A 17,347-nucleotide genomic window follows, 5' to 3' on the forward strand; every position below is an offset into this window, starting at 1 on the left:
CTGGATTATTACAAGAATAGCGGAAGGCGGCTGGATTATGGATTGTAAGCGTCAGTTATATTAATAAATGTTGAGATCTTTAGCTGGGATAGCTTTAGCACACAATGATTAGGGGGCTGGTCGCTATAGGTTGACCATTATATGATAGTGAGATGCTGCTCGTTATGAATATTAGTAATAACAGGCTTGGGTTTGCGACTGGTTTCATTGGCTAGCTCCCCAAATGGTTCTGGAGAAACCAAACTGAATAACTTTGGATCATTTAAATCACGGGGCAGGGTTAGTAAGGTGTATTTTAAAGCAGTCTCTAAGTTCAGTCTGTGCCCCACTGAGATATAAACGGGTGGGTAATCTTCATGTAAACGTAAAATTGCACTATGAGCCTGTTGGTGAGTTTTTAGAGGTATCCAGGTTCCTCTTTTACGTGAAAGCTTGTGATGCACTGGCATATGAGGGATTGAGCGGATGCCAATAGAAGGGGTATTTGTTAATAGCCCGATATGGCTGGCAAGACCAAATCGGTCGGGGGGAATTAAACCTCGGCCATCACATAGAATCAGGTCTGGGTTCACTTTTAAGCTTGCTAAGGCATTGAGTAACACTGGTGCTTTTCTAAACGAGATTAAGCCATTTTGATTAGGAAAAGTCAGCTTTTCTGTGGCACTGTGTTGCTCAATTACCCTATGATCAGGGAGTCTTAGCAAGGTGATATGAGCAGTGGAATAGTCTTGGTCTAAGTTGATTTCTACTTGTGCTCTGGCCACATACTGGATGTGAGTAAACTGGTCATCAGTAACAATCCAGGCACGCAGACACTTTTGAATAGACTCAGCCTGAGCGGGTGAGATATTCCATGGATGCAGCTGATGTATCTTCATATGTTAATAATTGGTTAAAGATATATGTTCGAACTATTTAATACCAGTCTCTTCTAATCGTAACCTGAGTATAGAACTAATGGAAGCGTGTTTATAAAATTCCTTTCCTGTGAATCTATTTTATTGTTGATAAGTGAATATTAATGGAAATCTTAACTGCATTACATAATCGAGTCTCAAAGCCTAGATTAGTTGAGCCTGGGCCTTCAGACGAACAGTTAGCGGGTATTTTTCAGGCAGCTTTAAGAGCGCCTGATCACGCCATGCTAAAACCATGGCGTTTTTTAACGATAGCGGGGACAGGGCTAGAGAAGTTAGGGCAACTGTTTGCTGAAGCTGCGAAACAAGATCAGCCTGACTTAAGTCAAGAGGCGTTGAACAAATACTTAGGTATGCCATTGCGTGCACCCATGATTATTGTAGTGATTTGCAGCCCAAAGCCACACCTAAAAGTACCCGAAGTGGAACAAATCCTGTCAACTGGTGCAGCCACTCAAAATATGTTGCTGGCTTGTCATGGCATGGAACTGGGTGCTATGTGGCGAACAGGTGCGATGGCATATCATACTCATGTTAAAGCTGGACTGGGTATTGGCACAGATGAGTTGCTCGCGGGCTTTTTATATGTGGGTACACCACAAGGCTCAACTAAACGAATACCTGAATTAAATTTGACAGATTTTGTACAAAACTGGCCTTTAAACAAAAAATAATACAACAATAAGGATTATTTGATAGTCCTGCTTCTTGGTAATGATAGGGCTAGCTTTTTACACTTGATTGACTGTGGATATTATTCGTGCAAAGGACTGCTGTGAGTTAACCGACATAAAAATATTGCTCTTGTTGGGTTTTCATAACTTTTTTCATAAGACAATCACAGAAATTCATATACTCCATTGTTAGACTAAATAATATTAGTTATTTCAATAAGATAGCTTAAACCTGTAAATTTTGTCGACAGTTTAACTATTAGCTCATACACTTGTGAATAAGGAGCTTAATCACAGTTTGGCAGAATAATAACGACACAACTGATTAACTGCCGCTGTTTAAGCAAGGGGAGAGAATTTAGCTTGTATTTCACTTCTACGGTAAGACCTGCATATACAAATTTCACTACACTGATCGCTATTAAGGAATCACACATGAAAAGTGGTGTTTGCCACTTGATTACAACAGGAAGTAGCTATGGATTCAGTCGGCTTAGTCAGCTATAGCATTGCCGCCACTGCCTACCTTGCCCTCACTTTCTTGCTTTGTACCCGGCTAAAAGAAGGAACGGTTGGTGGCTGGTTGGTACTGGCTACAGCGGGTATGTCGATATGGGCTGGTATTGTTGCCTATGCCAGTTGGGATGAAACTGTCTTTCTTGCTGATGTGCTTCCTGTAGAAGCCGTGAGGACATTACTTTGGTGTTGGTTTTTATTAAAGCTGTTAGGTTATACAGCCTTAGCAGGCAGTAAATTTATTGCGGTAGGACGACCTGCTCTGCTAGTGGCTGTTGCTTTATTGGTTTGGCTAGAGTTGGACTCAGACTTCTTGTCGTTAGTACAGCAACAAAGTGCTTCAGATTTACGTATTATTAGCCATTTGTTATTGGCTATTGTTAGCTTATTTCTGATTGAACAACTGTACCGAAATACGCAAGTTGATAAGCGCTGGGCAGTTAAACACTTATATCTCGGATTAACGGTTGCCTTTGCCTTTGACTTTATTCTTTATGCGGAAGCATTACTTTACAGTCATATTAACCTGGTAATGTGGAATGCCAGAGGTTTGGTTGACGCTTTGATTGTGCCACTTATTGCGCTGTCTGCCACCCGTAATCCAAAATGGGCTGTGGATGTATTTGTTTCCCGACGAGTTATTTATCGAACATCTGTCTTAGTGATTACAGGTGGTTACCTGTTGGTAATGGCGATTGCGGGTTATTACATCAGGGATTTTGGAGGGGAATGGAGTGAAGTTTTTTTAGCTGTTTTTATCACTTCTGCTCTTGTTGGCTTTTTTGTTCTGTTATTTTCGGCGCAAATTCGTGCAAAAATTAAAGTCTTAATAAATAAACACTTCTTTCATTTTAAATATGACTATCGTGATGAATGGATGCGTTTAAATAATGCGCTGGTTTCTATTGATGCCACAGAGCCATTACAACAACGTTGCATTAAAGTAATGGCAGATACTGTAGATAGCCCAGCGGGTGTGCTGTGGTGTAAAGATAAAAAGTCTGTATTTCAGCCAGTTTATGGCTGGAATATGCGTTTTTCTGATCACTGGCAGGAAACCCGAGAGTCCGAGTTAGTCCGTTTTCTTATGGTTAAAAAATGGGTGATTAACAAATCTGAGTATGATGCTAATCAGTCGCTTTATGATGGGGTAGCATTTCCTGATTGGTTTACCCAAAACGATGATAATTGGCTAATAGTACCGTTAATCAATCATGATGATTTATTTGGCTTTATTGTATTAGCTAGGCCACGAGCAAAGCGAACAATAAACTGGGAAGAGCATGACTTATTAAAAATGATTGGCTATCAACTAACGAATTATTTAGCGTTAATTAATGCGAGTGAAGAGCTGGCGAATGCCCGACAGTTTGAAGCCTATAACCGGCTTTCTGCTTTTGTAGTGCATGATTTAAAAAATGTAGTCGCTCAACTGTCATTGATTGTCACTAATGCGTCTAAACACAAGCATAACCCTGAATTTATAGATGATGCCTTAGAAACCTTAACTAATGCTGTGGCTAAAATGAATCGGATGCTAGAGCAGTTACGTAAAGGTAAAATACCCACTAAAAATAAGTCAATGGTTGACTTAAATACAGTTATCGCGGAAGTAGCTAGACAACAGTCAGGGTATGCTCCACATGTGACGCTGGTTAACTCAGACCAAACGATTCCATTAAATATTGATCGAGCTAAGCTGGTATCGGTGCTTGGTCATCTAGTCCAAAATGCGCAGGATGCAACGGAAGATAGCGGCTGGGTGAAGTTAACAGCAGGGCAAGACAATGATAATGCCATTATTAACATTGTTGATAATGGTGTAGGAATGGATGCTGAGTTTATTAAAACACGACTTTTTAAACCTTTTGATACAACTAAAGGAAATGCAGGCATGGGCATTGGTGTATTTGATGCCAAAGAATTTATTGAGTCTCAAGATGGCACAATTTCAGTTAACAGCGAACCTGGCAAAGGAACCGAATTTATGATTCGTTTACCGTTGTACCAGGGGTTGCCCAATGAAGCAACAAAAAGCACTGAAGGAGAACAAGCATGTCAGATATAAAACGGACATTGCTTATTGTTGAGGATGATCCGGGATTACAAAAGCAACTTAAGTGGTGCTTTGAGGGTTATGAAACCATTATTTGTGGTACGCGTGAAGAAGCGATTAAGCATCTCAGGCGCACTGAACCGCAAGTAGTGACAGTTGATTTGGGGCTGCCTCCTGACCCAGCTAATGCCAGTGAAGGTTTAAAAACTGTTGAGCAGATTTTATCTTTGTCGCCTCAAACAAAGGTAATTGTGGTGACTGGTAATGATGATCGTGAAAATGCCATTCGCTCTATAGCATTGGGTGCTTATGATTTTTATCAAAAACCCATTGATACTGATGTGTTAGGACTCATCATTGAAAGAGCATTTCATGTCCATGCTTTAGAACAAGAAAATCAACGCTTACAGCAAAAATATAATGCAGAGCCTCTGTCGGGTATTATTGCTTGTAGTGAGAGTATGCAAAAAATTACTCGAAGTATTGAAAAAATTGCACCGACTGATGTGGGGGTGCTGTTGTTGGGAGAAAGTGGCACAGGTAAAGAAGTGTTAGCTCGGGCCATTCATAATTTAAGTGAGAGAAAGAAAAATAACTTTGTAGCGGTTAACTGTGCAGCTATTCCGGAGAATCTTTTAGAAAGTGAGCTTTTTGGTTATGAGAAGGGTGCATTTACTGGTGCAGTTAAGCAAACGAAAGGAAAAATTGAGTACGCAGTAGATGGCACTTTCTTTTTAGATGAGGTGGGAGATTTGCCCATGTCATTGCAAGCAAAGCTATTACGTTTTTTACAGGAAAGGACTATTGAACGGGTCGGTGGTCGCGAAGAGATTCCAGTTGATGTAAGAGTGATTTGTGCAACTCATCAAAACTTGCCCAAACTTATTGATGATGGTCGGTTTAGAGAAGATTTATATTATAGAATCAGTGAAATTACCTTGAAAATACCCCCGCTTCGAGAACGGCATGGTGATGCAGTGGTGATTGCTCGTAATTTATTGCAGCGTTTTAATGAGCAACATAAACGCAACTTAAAAGGCTTCAGCAATGATGCGCTAGATGCCATTTCCAGCTACCACTGGCCAGGCAATATTCGCGAACTGGAAAACCGGCTAAAACGAGCAGTGGTTATGGCTGATGGTAAAATGATCAATGCTGAGGATCTAGAGTTAGAAAATGTTGAACTGAATGAATTCCCGTTTAATTTAAAAGAAGTAAGGGAGAAAGCGGAAAAAGAAGTAATTAACCGAGCTATTGGCTATACCAATAAAAATATTTCTAAAACAGCAGATCTACTAGGCGTAACAAGGCCTACTTTATACTCACTCATGCATAAATATGGAATAATGGAATAAGACAATGTTAAACCGCACGAAACAGGATAAACCAAATAAAAACCACGCTAGCTACTTTAAAAAATCGCTATTAGCGATTTGTTTAGGTGTTTCTTTACCATTACAAACGTTGTTTGCTGCTGATCTTTATCAGGAAGCTGAAAAATACTATAAAGATGGTGAATACAAAACAGCGATTATTCAATTAAAAAATTTACTAAAAGAAAGTCCTAAGGATGGCAAAGCAAGAGCGTTATTGGGGCGTGTCTATGTAAAGGACGGTAACTTTTCATCTGCTATTAAAGAGTGGGAAAGAGCAAATAAACTAGGTGCTTTATCTGGTCAAGATAAGCTAGATCTTGCAGAATTGTATTTATTGCAGCGCAAATATGCAGAAGCTATTTCTTTAATTGAGCTGGACACTATAAATAATGAGCAGAAGCCAGAAGCATTAGCTATTCATGGGTTTGCTTATTTAGGGCAAGGTATGCTAGCTGATGCAAAGGATGCATTTAATCAGGCAATTGCAATTAAGCCTCATGTTTCTGCCCAAATGGGACTTGCACGAGCTGCGTTTGCTGAAGCGGATATAGTGACAGCCTATGGCTATATTGGTAAAGTGCTGAAAGAAAAGCCAGACCATGCAGATGCACTTACTTTACAGGCTCAGCTTAAGTTAAAAGAAGCTAAAGCTGAGGAAGCTATTGCAATACTGAACAAAGTACTAGATAAAAACAGTAAAAATTTTAATGCTTTATTAAAGCGTGCAGAAGGACTGGTCACTTTAAATAAGCTTGCAGAAGCTAAAGCTGATGTTGAAGCTGTTGCGAAAGAAGTGCCTAACCACCCTGAAGCAAATTTTGTTTTAACTAAAATTCTATTAAAGGAAAATAAATTTAAGGAAGCAAAAGAGGCTTCTGAAAAAGTATTGCGTATTCAGCCAGGGTTCTTACCTGTTATTTACTTACATGCGATAGCTAATTATGGACTCGAAAACTATAAGCAAGCAGCGGAAAGTCTAGAAAAATATGTATCTAGCGTTAAAGGTAATGAAGGAGCTAATATTTTATTGGCTCAAATCTATTTAAAAGAAGATAACCCAAAAGCAGCAATCAAAGTACTATCACCTCTAACGGGTCGAGATAGCCAGCACCAAGCCAAAGTATTTGCTTTACTTGGTAATGCTTATATGAAGCAAAACAACTATGTCAAAGGGACTGAGTATCTTGATAAGGCGCTAGAGCTAGAGCCTGATATATCTAGACTGAGAGCACAAGCAGCGGTTGGTCACTTATTTTCAGGTGATGTAGATACTGCAGTAAAAGAGTTAAAAACCTTATCTGATAAAGCTACTACACCTAATGATGCAGATCTGTTATTGGTCAGGACTTGGGTTCAACAGAAAAAGTATGATGAAGCCTTGCAGCTTGTTGATCAGCGAATTAAAAAATGGCCTGACAACCCTGTCTATTATAATTTAAAAGGAATTATAATGCAGGTGCAGGAAAAAGAAGCAGAAGCCGAAAAGTTGTTTAAAACGGCTCTTGAAAAAGATAGTAAGTATGTTCCCTCAATTATGGCATTAGCCGCGTTAGCAGCAGAGAAAGGAGAAAAAGCTAAAGCCAAAGAACATTATCAAAGTATAATCAAGGTTAATAATAGCTATTTACCAGCTTACTACGCATTGAGTGCTTTAGCATCGGGTGAACAGGAGAGTGCAGAAGCTATTGAATGGCTGAAGAAAGCAAATGAGGTGAACCCTGGTCATACTAGAACCAGTACCTTGCTGGTAGAAGCCTATATGAGGTCTCAGCAACCACTTAAAGCAGAAAAAACGATTAGTGAAGCGTTGAGTCAGAACCCTAATAGTTTAGGGTTATTAGATTTAGCTTATCAGGTTTATTTAAATCAAGATAAAAAAGATAAAGCACAGTTTTATCTGGAAAAACTCTATGGTAAACAGCCTGAAAATAAAAATTTATTGGGGCAGTTGGTTAACTTGCGCATGAGTAATAACAATGCGACTGGTGCTATTAAACTGGTTGATACGGCGATTTTGTCGAGCCCAGAAGATATGGATTTATTACTCATGAAGTATCAGATTTTAATGGCTGATAAGCAACATGATAAAGCGATGTCTGTGGCTGAGCTGATTGTTAAGAAAAATCCTGATAAGCCTGCATTGGAAACATTTATTGCTAGTGTGGAGGTGGCAAAAGGAAATAAGGAAAAAGCTGACCTAATCTATCAAAAGCTTTTCGATGATCTTGCAGCACCTGAAGTCTTTTTGCCTGTTTATCAATACTACCTAAGTAGCAACGATACAAAAAAGGTTGAAGAACTGTTTGCTAAAGCAATTAAAAAGTTTGATAAAAACCCCTCAATTAAAGCAAGGTATGCAGGTCATCTTCATCAACAAGGTAAAGTTGACGAAGCGATAAAAGTATATGAAGAGGTATTAACCTTACAGCCAGAGCATATAGAATCACTTAATAACCTTGCCTGGTTTTACATGAGTAGTAATAAGGAAAAGGCCCTAGATTACGCAAAAAAAGCGTATAATTTGATGCCACAACAACCAGAGATTGCTGATACTTATGGCTGGATCTTATTAGGTAATAATCAAGTAGATAAGGCTTTAAAACTATTGCAACAGGCTTTGCAGGGAGCACCAAACAATGGTGATATTATTTACCATTATGCTGCTGCACTTGCCAAGAAAGGCAAAACTAAGCAAGCAAAAGAGAAATTACAGGCATTGTTAGCTAAAAATGTTAACTTTTCTGAAAAAACAGAAGCTGAAAAATTGCTATCTGAGCTTAACTAAAAAGTTACATTGAGTTAATAAAAAAAGCTGGCGTTATTTTAGATGCGCCAGCTTTTTTTTGTTCTGAGGATTAGTAAAAATTTTAAAAATGTAATTAGACCTGTTGTTGGTGTTTAAGGATTATATTTTTGATGACCCAGATCATACCTTTTTGCAGCATGTTATCGTTGCCTCCTGGGCGATAAGTGATTTTTAGCTTGTTTCGATAGGCATCAAAATGCAAGCCCCAAGGAGCAGCTAAAATAGGCCCTCGATGTAGAAGAATTTTTAAAACATTAGTAGCTGCCACTCCAGCACATAAGTCGCAGCCCATAATAGTTGATGGACCTTTTTTGTTATTTAAATTGACCCGTTTTTTATCCATCAAATAAGGTCTTTGCAACATCGCAGGGGAGAGTCCAACAAGAAATTTAAGTGCTTGATCTTCTTCAGAAGAACCTTCTAATTTAAAATACTCCTCGAAAGACATTTTTCCTGGCATGAAGTTAAGAACAGCTGTTCCCATTCCTAGCGGGGCAGCAGTTGTTGCAGGAATGTCTCGTTTATGGCATTCAGCAAAAACTATTCGACGGGCTTCCAGGGCAAAGAAATCTAATGAATCTACATAAAGATCAACCCCTTCTACAAAGTCTTTAGCATTTTCTTCATTAATGCCTTCTGGAAACTCTCTTACCGTTAATTCTGGGTTAATATCTTTGGCCATTTGCACTAATGTTGATAGTTTAGGTTGGCCAACAGATGACATTTTAGCGCCCGCTTGACGATTAAAATTTTCTACTTCAAAACTATCAAAGTCAGACAGATGAAAGTGTCCAATACCCAGCCTGGCTAATGTCACTAAATGCGCTCCTCCGACACCACCCATGCCTGCTATGGCAATTGTTTTCTTACGTAATTCATGTTGCTCTTCTTCAGTCACCCAACCGATATTACGTGAGAATGCAAGATCATAATCAAAGTTAGCCTGTTCCATGTTATTTCTTCACTGTTAGAGTTCGTTGATGAGACATATTATGTATAGATAGCTCAGGAGAAAATTGATCTGCTAGATCGCTATATACACGTTCAAAAAATGGTTTTGCTAAATGGGGAAGATTTTTATGAAAAATGCCTTCATTAATATAATAAGGTGCTCTACGGCCATGGTAGTCAACAACAGGACCTATTTGTTGAAAAGTAATACCCATCATTCCTAAATGTTTGGCTAGCCTAGGCTCCATCATGACGAAGACATGCTCAATTTCGTTTAGTTTGGCAATAGCTGTGACAGATAAGTACAAACTTACTGCGATAAAAGGAAAGTTACGGCGCTCTTCAGCTTGATTGGTTTGTTTAACCTCAGGTGCCCCTGTCGGTGTTTTGGAATCGCCAGATCGTCTTCTAAACTGACTTTTAACTGCCAAGCGAGAAATTTCACCAAAAGTACCACGTTCAAAACTATCAATATCCACAATTGATTTATCAAGTGCCTCATAGCAGTATTTTTCTAACGGTAGTTGTGCATCTCGATTATTTTTAGGAGGAACAACCAAACGGACACAGCCTGCATGGCTTTGACTTGATAAATGCTCAATCAGTACATGTTGGGCATAGTGATCGAAGTCATCGGTTTCAAAATCTGATGTTGTATCGGGTTCAAATTTGAGTTCTTTACAATACACATCACAACGAATCCGATAGGCATGCTGCACCAACGATAGGTTGCTAGCAAGCACTGGCTTAAAGTATTGATAAAAATGATCAACAATAGCATTGGGGTTGAGCATAAAAATTACAACCTGATACAACTGACTTAATGATTAACTATAGGTAAAACAAGTTTAGTTGAGGTAATTAAACTGAAGGGTATTTTTTATATTAATATACTTTTTTATTGTAATAATACCTTCTTATTTTTCTAAATGTACTAATGACGCTTGTGAGAGTAGCAATGAAGGCTTTTTTATAGCTTGCCAAATCTTATTGACAAAAGTTTGTGATGAACAGATATCGTAACATTCACCACAGTGACTATTCTCTATCTATACTGATCCGTTAATGTTGTACCACTTTAAGAGAAAGATCATGAAACCGACTCAATGGTTATCCCGCTTTTTTTTGCTTGGGTGGTTTATCTCCCTTCCTGTTTTTGCTACGAGTGATGCTGAAGCGCTAGCTAAACGAGTATATGAGCGCCCAGATGGTGATGACCGAGCTAGTTTTGGCTATATGGTTTTGGTAGAAGAAGGTCATAAACCCAGGGTTAGGGGAATGTTTAGTTATGGTAAAGATAAATCTTATAGTGATGTTTGGTCGTTAATTCGTTTTACTTCCCCTAAGGATATAGCAAATACTGGTTTGTTAACCTTAGATTCTGAAGCGAAAGACAGTGAGCAGTGGGTATACTTACCTGGTCTTGACCGAGTACGGCGAATTTCTTCCAGTCGAAAAGGTGGGCGGTTTGTTGGTTCTGATATTTTTTATGAAGATTTGCAAAACCGTTTATATACAAAAGATAACCACAAAATCCTTGGCAAGGCAAAAGTGAATAAACTGGATGCCATTATTTTAGAAAGTACCCCTAAAAAAGCTGATGATTCGGCTTATTCCAAAAAAGTTAGTTGGATTCATGAAAGCTCATTAATTGCACTTAAAGTTGAGTATTATCAGGATGGTGCAGCCAAGCCAATGAAACGACTGTTAGTTAATAAAATAAATAAAACTCAAGGCTATTGGACTGTTTTAGAGTCAACGGTTACTGATCTTGACTCCGGCCATAAAACCATTATGAAAGTGAAAAACGTTTTATACGACCAGGGCTTGGCGGACGACATGTTTACGGTACAGGTATTGGAAGACCCTTCTCGAGAAACAAAATATAGGCCAAAACAACTAGAACAAAAATAAATTATATCCATTTTATTATGAAAAAAATAATGTCAATACAGCTTCCAAAGAGGCATGCTTTTTTATGGATGAGCGTTTGTTGGGCTGGAATTAGTTATGAGCATGCTTTAGCTGCTGAACCTTCTGCGCAGGATGAGTCAGATGAAGACGAAATAATAATTATTACAGATGATATTGACACTGGAGATGAAACCAGTGATGAAGAAATTTTACTGGATACAGGGACTGGTGATGGTTCCTTAGATATTGAAGCATTGGAAGAGTTGGCAGCTGGAGAGTCGACAGATAGTACATTAAGCTACGGCTTGAGTACAAATATTACTGGCTCATGGTTAAGTCGTTCTGCTAGTAATGTCAGCCATTATGAATATGGTCAGCTAAATGCTTTTCTTCAATACCAGCCGAGTGACAAATGGGAGTGGCATTTAGGTATACGAGCTGATTATGATAAGCAAGTAGGTAGCCCAGATTTTGAAGCATTAAAGTTTGATTATGATGAATTCTTTTTACGATATCGAACAGAACAATTTAGCTTTACGATTGGTAGCCAAATAGTACTTTGGGGAGTGGCTGATGAAGTTGCTCCTACTGACCAGGTAAGTGTTCAGGATTTAACACGCGGCTTAATTCCTGATTGGGAAGATCGGCACCGCGCTTATCCCATGTTGCGTTTTGAGTATTTTATGGATAACAGAAAACTGGACGCAATTTGGTTACCTGACTTTAGAGCTGCGGAGTTGCCTAATGATGATAGTATTTGGGCGCCCATTAAGAGAGATACTGGACAAATATTTGCCCCATTACGTTCATTTCAAGTATCTCAAATTACCATTGGAGAAGACGATGATGGTTCTGGTGGTGGAGGGTTACGTTATAGTGTCACTGCTGAAGGTTTTGATTATGCAGTGACTTTGTTACGGGTAAGGCGCTCTTTACCTTATTATAAATTAAGTAATGAAACGTTGGATATATTAAGAACTAACCCAAACCCCTTAGCAATTTTAACGGCTAGTGATGACAATTTAATAGAAACACACCCTTATAGTTGGGTTGTAGGTGGAGACCTTACTTTTCAGTTATGGGATGTAACCTGGCGGCTGGAAGGTGCTTTTTCCAGTGAAAAGCCTGCTACTAAGCAAACACTCGATTATACCACTTATGATGGGTTTGACTGGGTATTCAGCGGCGAGTTTTATCCAGGTGATGGCGATGATCGTTTAAATCTTCAGTTGGTAGGGAGCACTATTAATTCGAGTGACAAACTGATTGATCGAAAAAGAATTTATTCGTTAAATGGCCAATTTGAAGGACTTTATAGTAATGAACGTTGGCGACTACGTATTCGATTTAATCATGGCTTAAATTTACATGATGACTTTATAGGGACTGAAATTGCTTTTCTTGGTTGGGAGCCTCATGAGTTTTATTTGGCTTCATACTTTTTTGATGGTAGCCCAAGAAGTGTTGGCGGTTTTTTTAAAAATAATAATATGTTGACTATTGGTTGGCGGGGAGAGTTCTAATGCCAGGCCGAGGGAAAGCAATTGCTTGTTTAATTACTTTATTAATAATGAATTGTATTCCTTCATTATTATTCTTAACAATCAATAATGCGCCTGAGCAATATTTACCTAAAAGTCAGCCAAGTGTTCAGTTTAGTGATGAACTAAGAAAAGAGTTTCCTGAAGATCAAGTATTGATGGTGTTATTTGAAGGAGAAGGATTATTCAGTAATGAAGTTTTAACAAAACTTGAAAAAGCCACTAAAGCGATAAAAAAGCATCCTAAAATTGATCGGGTTATTAGTGTGTCTGCTGTTGATCATATTGCGGGCACTGCAGATGGGTTCGAAGTATTACCATTAATGAATAGTAAGCGGTTGCGTCAAGTAAAAGAATCAGACCGTATCGCATATATTAGGGACGACCGATTTGCATTGGGGGCATTAATTGGCAGACAGGATGATGTGCTGGCGATGGTGGTGAGACCTGAATTATTAGATGACACGAAGCAGCGTCAAGAAATATTAGGCTTTGCTTTACAGGAGCTAGATAAAGCAAGTTTGACCAGCCTAATTACTGCAGTAGCAGGTCCTGTTCCTCTGGAAACCTACCAGCTGGCTTCCATGTTGCGTGATACTTTTACGTTTGTTCCTGTCACGGTATTGCTGGGACTAGTATTAATTGCGTTACTGTTTCGGCGCTTATTGGCCGTCGTGATGACTCTTCTGACCATTGGAGGTGTGGTTAATGTTACCTTGCTATGGTTTATACCCTTTGGACAGCCTTACACTCTTATTTCAAGCATGATTCCGTCATTGCTTGCGGCATTGACAATGGCTGTGTTGATTCACTTTTATAATGGACTACGACTTGCGTCAGGTTTTAAGCTTGAAGGAAAGAAACGTGTTGACTGGGCATTGGCAGAAATTAAAAAGCCAGCCACTTATACCGTAGCAACAACAGCTGCAGGTTTGTTATCTTTAGCAGCGAGTGAAATTCCGCCTATCCGTTACTTTGGCATTATTTCAGCACTAGGTATCCTACTTGGTTTTGCTATTGTTATCTTACTATTGCCACCCATTTTCACTTATTGGGATAAAGCGAGTTGGCCATCTGATAATCCGCTAATGAAGGGGCTCACCCGAACTGTAAAAAAACTCACCATTATTGCCATTCGTTATCCTGTCCATGTATTGGTTATCTTTGTGATTGGGCTAGTTATAGGTATCCCACAAATCTTTAATGTCAAAGCAGAAACCAACTTACTGGCTTTTTTTGCTGATGATCATCCAATAACTATCGCAACTAAAAAAGTGGAAGAAAAATTGACAGGTGTAACGCCATTAGAAATTGTCATTGATGGAGATAAGCGTGATGCAATTAAGCAGCTTGAAAACTTACAGTTGATTAAAAAAATACAAACACACGCAACTGAAATGCCTGAAGTTGAAAAGGCTCAGTCAGTTGTTGACTTTATTGAAGATATGCACTGGGGATTTCATGAGGAAGACCCTAGTTATCGTGTAATTCCTGATAAACAAAACTTAGTTAACCAGTATTTACTGCTATACGATGGTAATGACCTATATGAAATTGTAAACAAAGAGTTTAAGCGAACCCGCATTTTATTGAACTTAAATGTTCATAGTTCTCGTGATATTAGGAAAGTGGTAAAAAAACTGACAGAATATTTAAATGCTAATATTACACCTGACTTGAAGTGGACTATTTCAGGTTATGGTAAACTGTTTGAAGATCAAGAAATATTGTTAGTGCAAGGGCAGGTTAACAGCTTAATTGGCGCTGTTATATTGATATTTGTCATGATGTTCTTGCTATGGCGTAAACTAAGTACAGCTTTACTTACTTTGTTTCTTAATTTGGCGCCAGTTGTAGTGATGTTTATTTTGATGGGGTTGTTTTCAATCTGGCTTGATATGGCAACGGCAATGATTGCAGGTGTTATAGTGGGAATTGCAGTGGACGACACAATACACCTATTTCATGGTTTTCAACATAGTGTTAAACATGGTGCAAACCCACTTCGAGCATTATTAAAAAGTTATTATCAATCAGGTAGTGCAGTAACTGTAACAACGATTATCTTAGGTTTTCAATTTTCTGTGTTATGCTTCTCATTATTTCAGCCGACTGTTCACTTTGGTTTTCTTACGGCAGCTGGTTTAATCACAGCGCTTATATTTGATCTGATTCTAATGCCTGCTTTAATTGTCATGACGTTTTCTTTTAACAAGTGACGCCGAAGTTGTGAACTACTATATTTATCAAAGTAGTTATCAATGCTAATGTTTACTCGCTTTTAGAATAGATACTTAAATGTAAGTATTTGTTAACTTAATAAAAATTCATGCGTTACAGGTTGCAAGGTTTATAATGATTGCATCCCATCACTTAGGTTTGGAGCGAAACTGATGATCAAGGATGTGAAGAAAGCAGCATTCTTTCTCTCTATCTTAACGTTGGCGGCTGGTTGTGCAAATAATGAATACCCACCTTTAGGGGCAACGACAACCAAACAGCCTTTAACAACAAATCCCAGTAATTACAATTACCGAATAGGTCCTGGTGATCAGCTACAAGTATTTGTTTGGCGAAACCCAGAGTTATCTACCAATGTGTCAGTGCGACCTGATGGTAAAGTCACTTCACCTTTAATCGAAGATATCAGTGTTAGTGGCAAGACAGCGACTGAGGTAGCACGAGCCTTCGAAAAAGAACTGGCTAAATATATTCGAGATCCTATTGTCACCGTTTTAGTTGAAGGATTTACAGGCCCTTATAGTGAACAAGTACGAATTGTGGGTGAAGCCAGTCAGCCTCAAGCTATTGCTTATCGTGAAGATATGACTTTATTGGATGTAATGATTGCAGTGGGAGGCTTAACTGAGTTTGCTGCAGGTAATAAAGCAACCTTGGTTCGAGTTGAAGATGGGGGACAGAAGCAATACTCCATTAGGCTGGAAGATTTAATCGAAGGGGATATCTCTGCTAATGGTGATGTCTTGCCAGGTGATGTTATCATCGTTCCAGAAGCTATCTTTTAATTACGATAGGACAGGAAGTCATCCATGCAAGATATTATCGGGTTGGTTGTAGGCTACCTACGCGAAGTATGGTTAAGACGCTGGCTAGTAGTACTGGTTGCAGTAGCTGTTTCACTGATGGGCTGGTTTGTTGTTATCAAATTGCCAGATCAGTACCAGGCCTCGGCTCGCTTTTATGTTGACACTCAAACCCTGTTAAGGCCACTGCTGCGTGGTTTAACAGTGCAAACTAACATTGACAATCAAGTTAACTTGATTGTCAAAACCTTGCTAAGTCGACCTAATACCAAAAAGATTGCCTTAATGGCTGACTTGGATTATGGGGTTGATGAAAGTAATCCTGAAGAGTTTGAAGAGTTGATGACCAAGCTGCGCAAGGACATCAAATTGAAAGGCTCTAAGCGGGAAAATGTTTATACAGTAGAATATACCAGTGCAAATTCCGCGACTGCAAAAAATGTAGTGCAGTCAGTGTTAACAGTACTGGTTGAAAGCTCTTTAGGGGAAAGTCGTGAAGAGACTGTCAGTGCACAGCGCTTTATAGACCAGCAACTTCGAGAGTATGAAAAACGTCTAGAAGAAGATGAAAATAAACTCAAGGAATTTAAGCGTAAGCACGCAGGCATCATGCCTTCTTCTGAGGGGGATTACTACCAGAGGCTAGAAGCTGCAAGAGCTAAGTATGACTCAGCTAAACTAGAGTTGATGGAGCTTGATAGAAAACACCAAGCACTACAAAGGCAGCTTAAAGGAGAAGAGCCCAGCTTTGGCTTTACAGAAAAACCTGCTGTGTCGTCAATATCAACCAGCTACGATACTCGAATTGCGAGCCTGGAAGAGCAGCTGGATAGTTTATTATTAAAATATACAGCTCAACATCCAGATGTAAAAGCCTCTCGTGAACAGTTAGGATTACTAAAGCGTGCACGGAATAAAGAGTTAGCTGAGCTTAAACAAAAAAGTCCATCAAACTCGAGTAGCTTGGATCAAAACCCTGTCTATCAACAGCTGAAAGTCAACCTCAGTGAGGTTGAAGCTGAGAAGTCTTCAATGCAGGTTCGCGTACAATCTTTTAAAGAGAAAGTTGATGAACTTGAAAAAATGGTTAATACCATTCCAGAAATTGAAGCTCAGCTAATTGCATTGAATCGTGGTTATCAGGTGACAAAGCGAAAATATGAAGATTTACTATCAAGACGTGAATCTGCTCAAATTTCTAGAAAAGCCTCACAAGCGACTGATGATATTCAATTTAAAGTGATAGACCCTCCCCACGTGCCAAATGAACCTGTTGGCCCTCATCGGCCATTGTTAATGTCTGTGGTATTTATTTTCTCAATTATTTTGGGGTTAGGAGTTGCTTTGCTAATTGCACTATTGAAGCCAAGTTTCACCAGTAAAAAGATTCTTTCTGACGTCACTGGTTTACCAGTGCTAGGGGCTGTTAATGCGGTAGTGAATGATCATTACCGGCATCGGCAACGGTTGTTTAATCTAACTTTTACATTAACTTGTATTGCTTTTACTGCAAGTTATGCATCAGTTATGGTTCTATTCTATTAAGGTGGCT

12 protein-coding genes are annotated in these 17,347 nt (G+C 39.0%); 9 read left to right on the forward strand and 3 right to left on the reverse strand.

Annotation, left to right across the window (positions count from 1 at the left end; translation table 11 throughout):
• Nucleotides 1–137 precede the first annotated feature (137 nt).
• Entirely contained in the window at nt 138–878 is a 741-nt protein-coding gene (locus tag ORQ98_RS21650) for an endonuclease V (protein ID WP_274690914.1), read from the reverse strand.
• A 143-nt stretch (nt 879–1,021) separates the two neighbouring features.
• On the opposite strand from ORQ98_RS21650, the gene ORQ98_RS21655 reads away from it, so the two are divergent.
• The 4 genes from ORQ98_RS21655 to prsT all read left to right on the forward strand — a co-directional run bounded on the left by ORQ98_RS21655 (nt 1,022) and on the right by prsT (nt 8,324).
• Nucleotides 1,022–1,591, forward strand: coding sequence for a nitroreductase family protein (locus tag ORQ98_RS21655; protein ID WP_274690915.1), 570 nt, complete (start codon nt 1,022–1,024; stop codon nt 1,589–1,591).
• A gap of 478 nt (nt 1,592–2,069) precedes the next feature.
• Complete coding sequence (prsK, locus tag ORQ98_RS21660) at nt 2,070–4,175, forward strand: XrtA/PEP-CTERM system histidine kinase PrsK (RefSeq protein ID WP_274690916.1); 2,106 nt, start codon at nt 2,070–2,072, stop codon at nt 4,173–4,175.
• Nucleotides 4,163–5,518: a PEP-CTERM-box response regulator transcription factor gene (gene prsR / locus ORQ98_RS21665; RefSeq protein ID WP_274690917.1), complete on the forward strand. Its 1,356-nt coding sequence runs from the start codon at nt 4,163–4,165 to the stop codon at nt 5,516–5,518. Before prsK ends, prsR begins: the two co-directional genes overlap by 13 nt.
• A gap of 4 nt (nt 5,519–5,522) precedes the next feature.
• Nucleotides 5,523–8,324: an XrtA/PEP-CTERM system TPR-repeat protein PrsT gene (prsT, locus tag ORQ98_RS21670; RefSeq protein WP_274690918.1), complete on the forward strand. Its 2,802-nt coding sequence runs from the start codon at nt 5,523–5,525 to the stop codon at nt 8,322–8,324.
• 94 nt (nt 8,325–8,418) lie between these two features.
• On the opposite strand, the gene ORQ98_RS21675 is transcribed toward prsT, so the two are convergent.
• Together ORQ98_RS21675 and ORQ98_RS21680 are read right to left on the reverse strand one after the other, a co-directional pair.
• Nucleotides 8,419–9,297, reverse strand: coding sequence for a ThiF family adenylyltransferase (locus tag ORQ98_RS21675; protein ID WP_274690919.1), 879 nt, complete (start codon nt 9,295–9,297; stop codon nt 8,419–8,421).
• Between the two features lies 1 nt (nt 9,298).
• Nucleotides 9,299–10,090 carry a PEP-CTERM/exosortase system-associated acyltransferase gene (locus ORQ98_RS21680; protein WP_274690920.1) on the reverse strand — a complete coding sequence of 264 codons (792 nt, stop codon included), beginning with the start codon at nt 10,088–10,090 and terminating at the stop codon, nt 9,299–9,301.
• 298 nt (nt 10,091–10,388) lie between these two features.
• Between ORQ98_RS21680 and ORQ98_RS21685 the strand changes: the two genes are divergently transcribed.
• The 5 genes from ORQ98_RS21685 (at nt 10,389) to ORQ98_RS21705 (ending at nt 17,340) form a co-directional block, all read left to right on the forward strand.
• On the forward strand, nt 10,389–11,210 hold the full coding sequence (locus tag ORQ98_RS21685; protein WP_274690921.1) for an outer membrane lipoprotein-sorting protein: 822 nt from the start codon (nt 10,389–10,391) through the stop codon (nt 11,208–11,210).
• Nucleotides 11,211–11,278: 68 nt separating this feature from the next.
• Nucleotides 11,279–12,733, forward strand: coding sequence for a hypothetical protein (locus ORQ98_RS21690; protein ID WP_274690922.1), 1,455 nt, complete (start codon nt 11,279–11,281; stop codon nt 12,731–12,733).
• Nucleotides 12,733–14,970 (forward strand): efflux RND transporter permease subunit, encoded by a 2,238-nt coding sequence (locus ORQ98_RS21695; protein WP_274690923.1) that lies wholly within the window; start codon nt 12,733–12,735, stop codon nt 14,968–14,970. Before ORQ98_RS21690 ends, ORQ98_RS21695 begins: the two co-directional genes overlap by 1 nt.
• A 174-nt stretch (nt 14,971–15,144) precedes the next feature.
• On the forward strand, nt 15,145–15,777 hold the full coding sequence (locus ORQ98_RS21700) for an XrtA/PEP-CTERM system exopolysaccharide export protein (protein WP_274690924.1): 633 nt from the start codon (nt 15,145–15,147) through the stop codon (nt 15,775–15,777).
• Between the two features lie 24 nt (nt 15,778–15,801).
• Nucleotides 15,802–17,340, forward strand: a complete 1,539-nt coding sequence (locus tag ORQ98_RS21705) for an XrtA system polysaccharide chain length determinant (protein ID WP_274690925.1) — start codon at nt 15,802–15,804, stop codon at nt 17,338–17,340.
• Nucleotides 17,341–17,347: the final 7 nt, after the last annotated feature.

This window comes from Spartinivicinus poritis (genome assembly GCF_028858535.1).
GTDB classification, from domain to species: domain Bacteria; phylum Pseudomonadota; class Gammaproteobacteria; order Pseudomonadales; family Zooshikellaceae; genus Spartinivicinus; species Spartinivicinus poritis.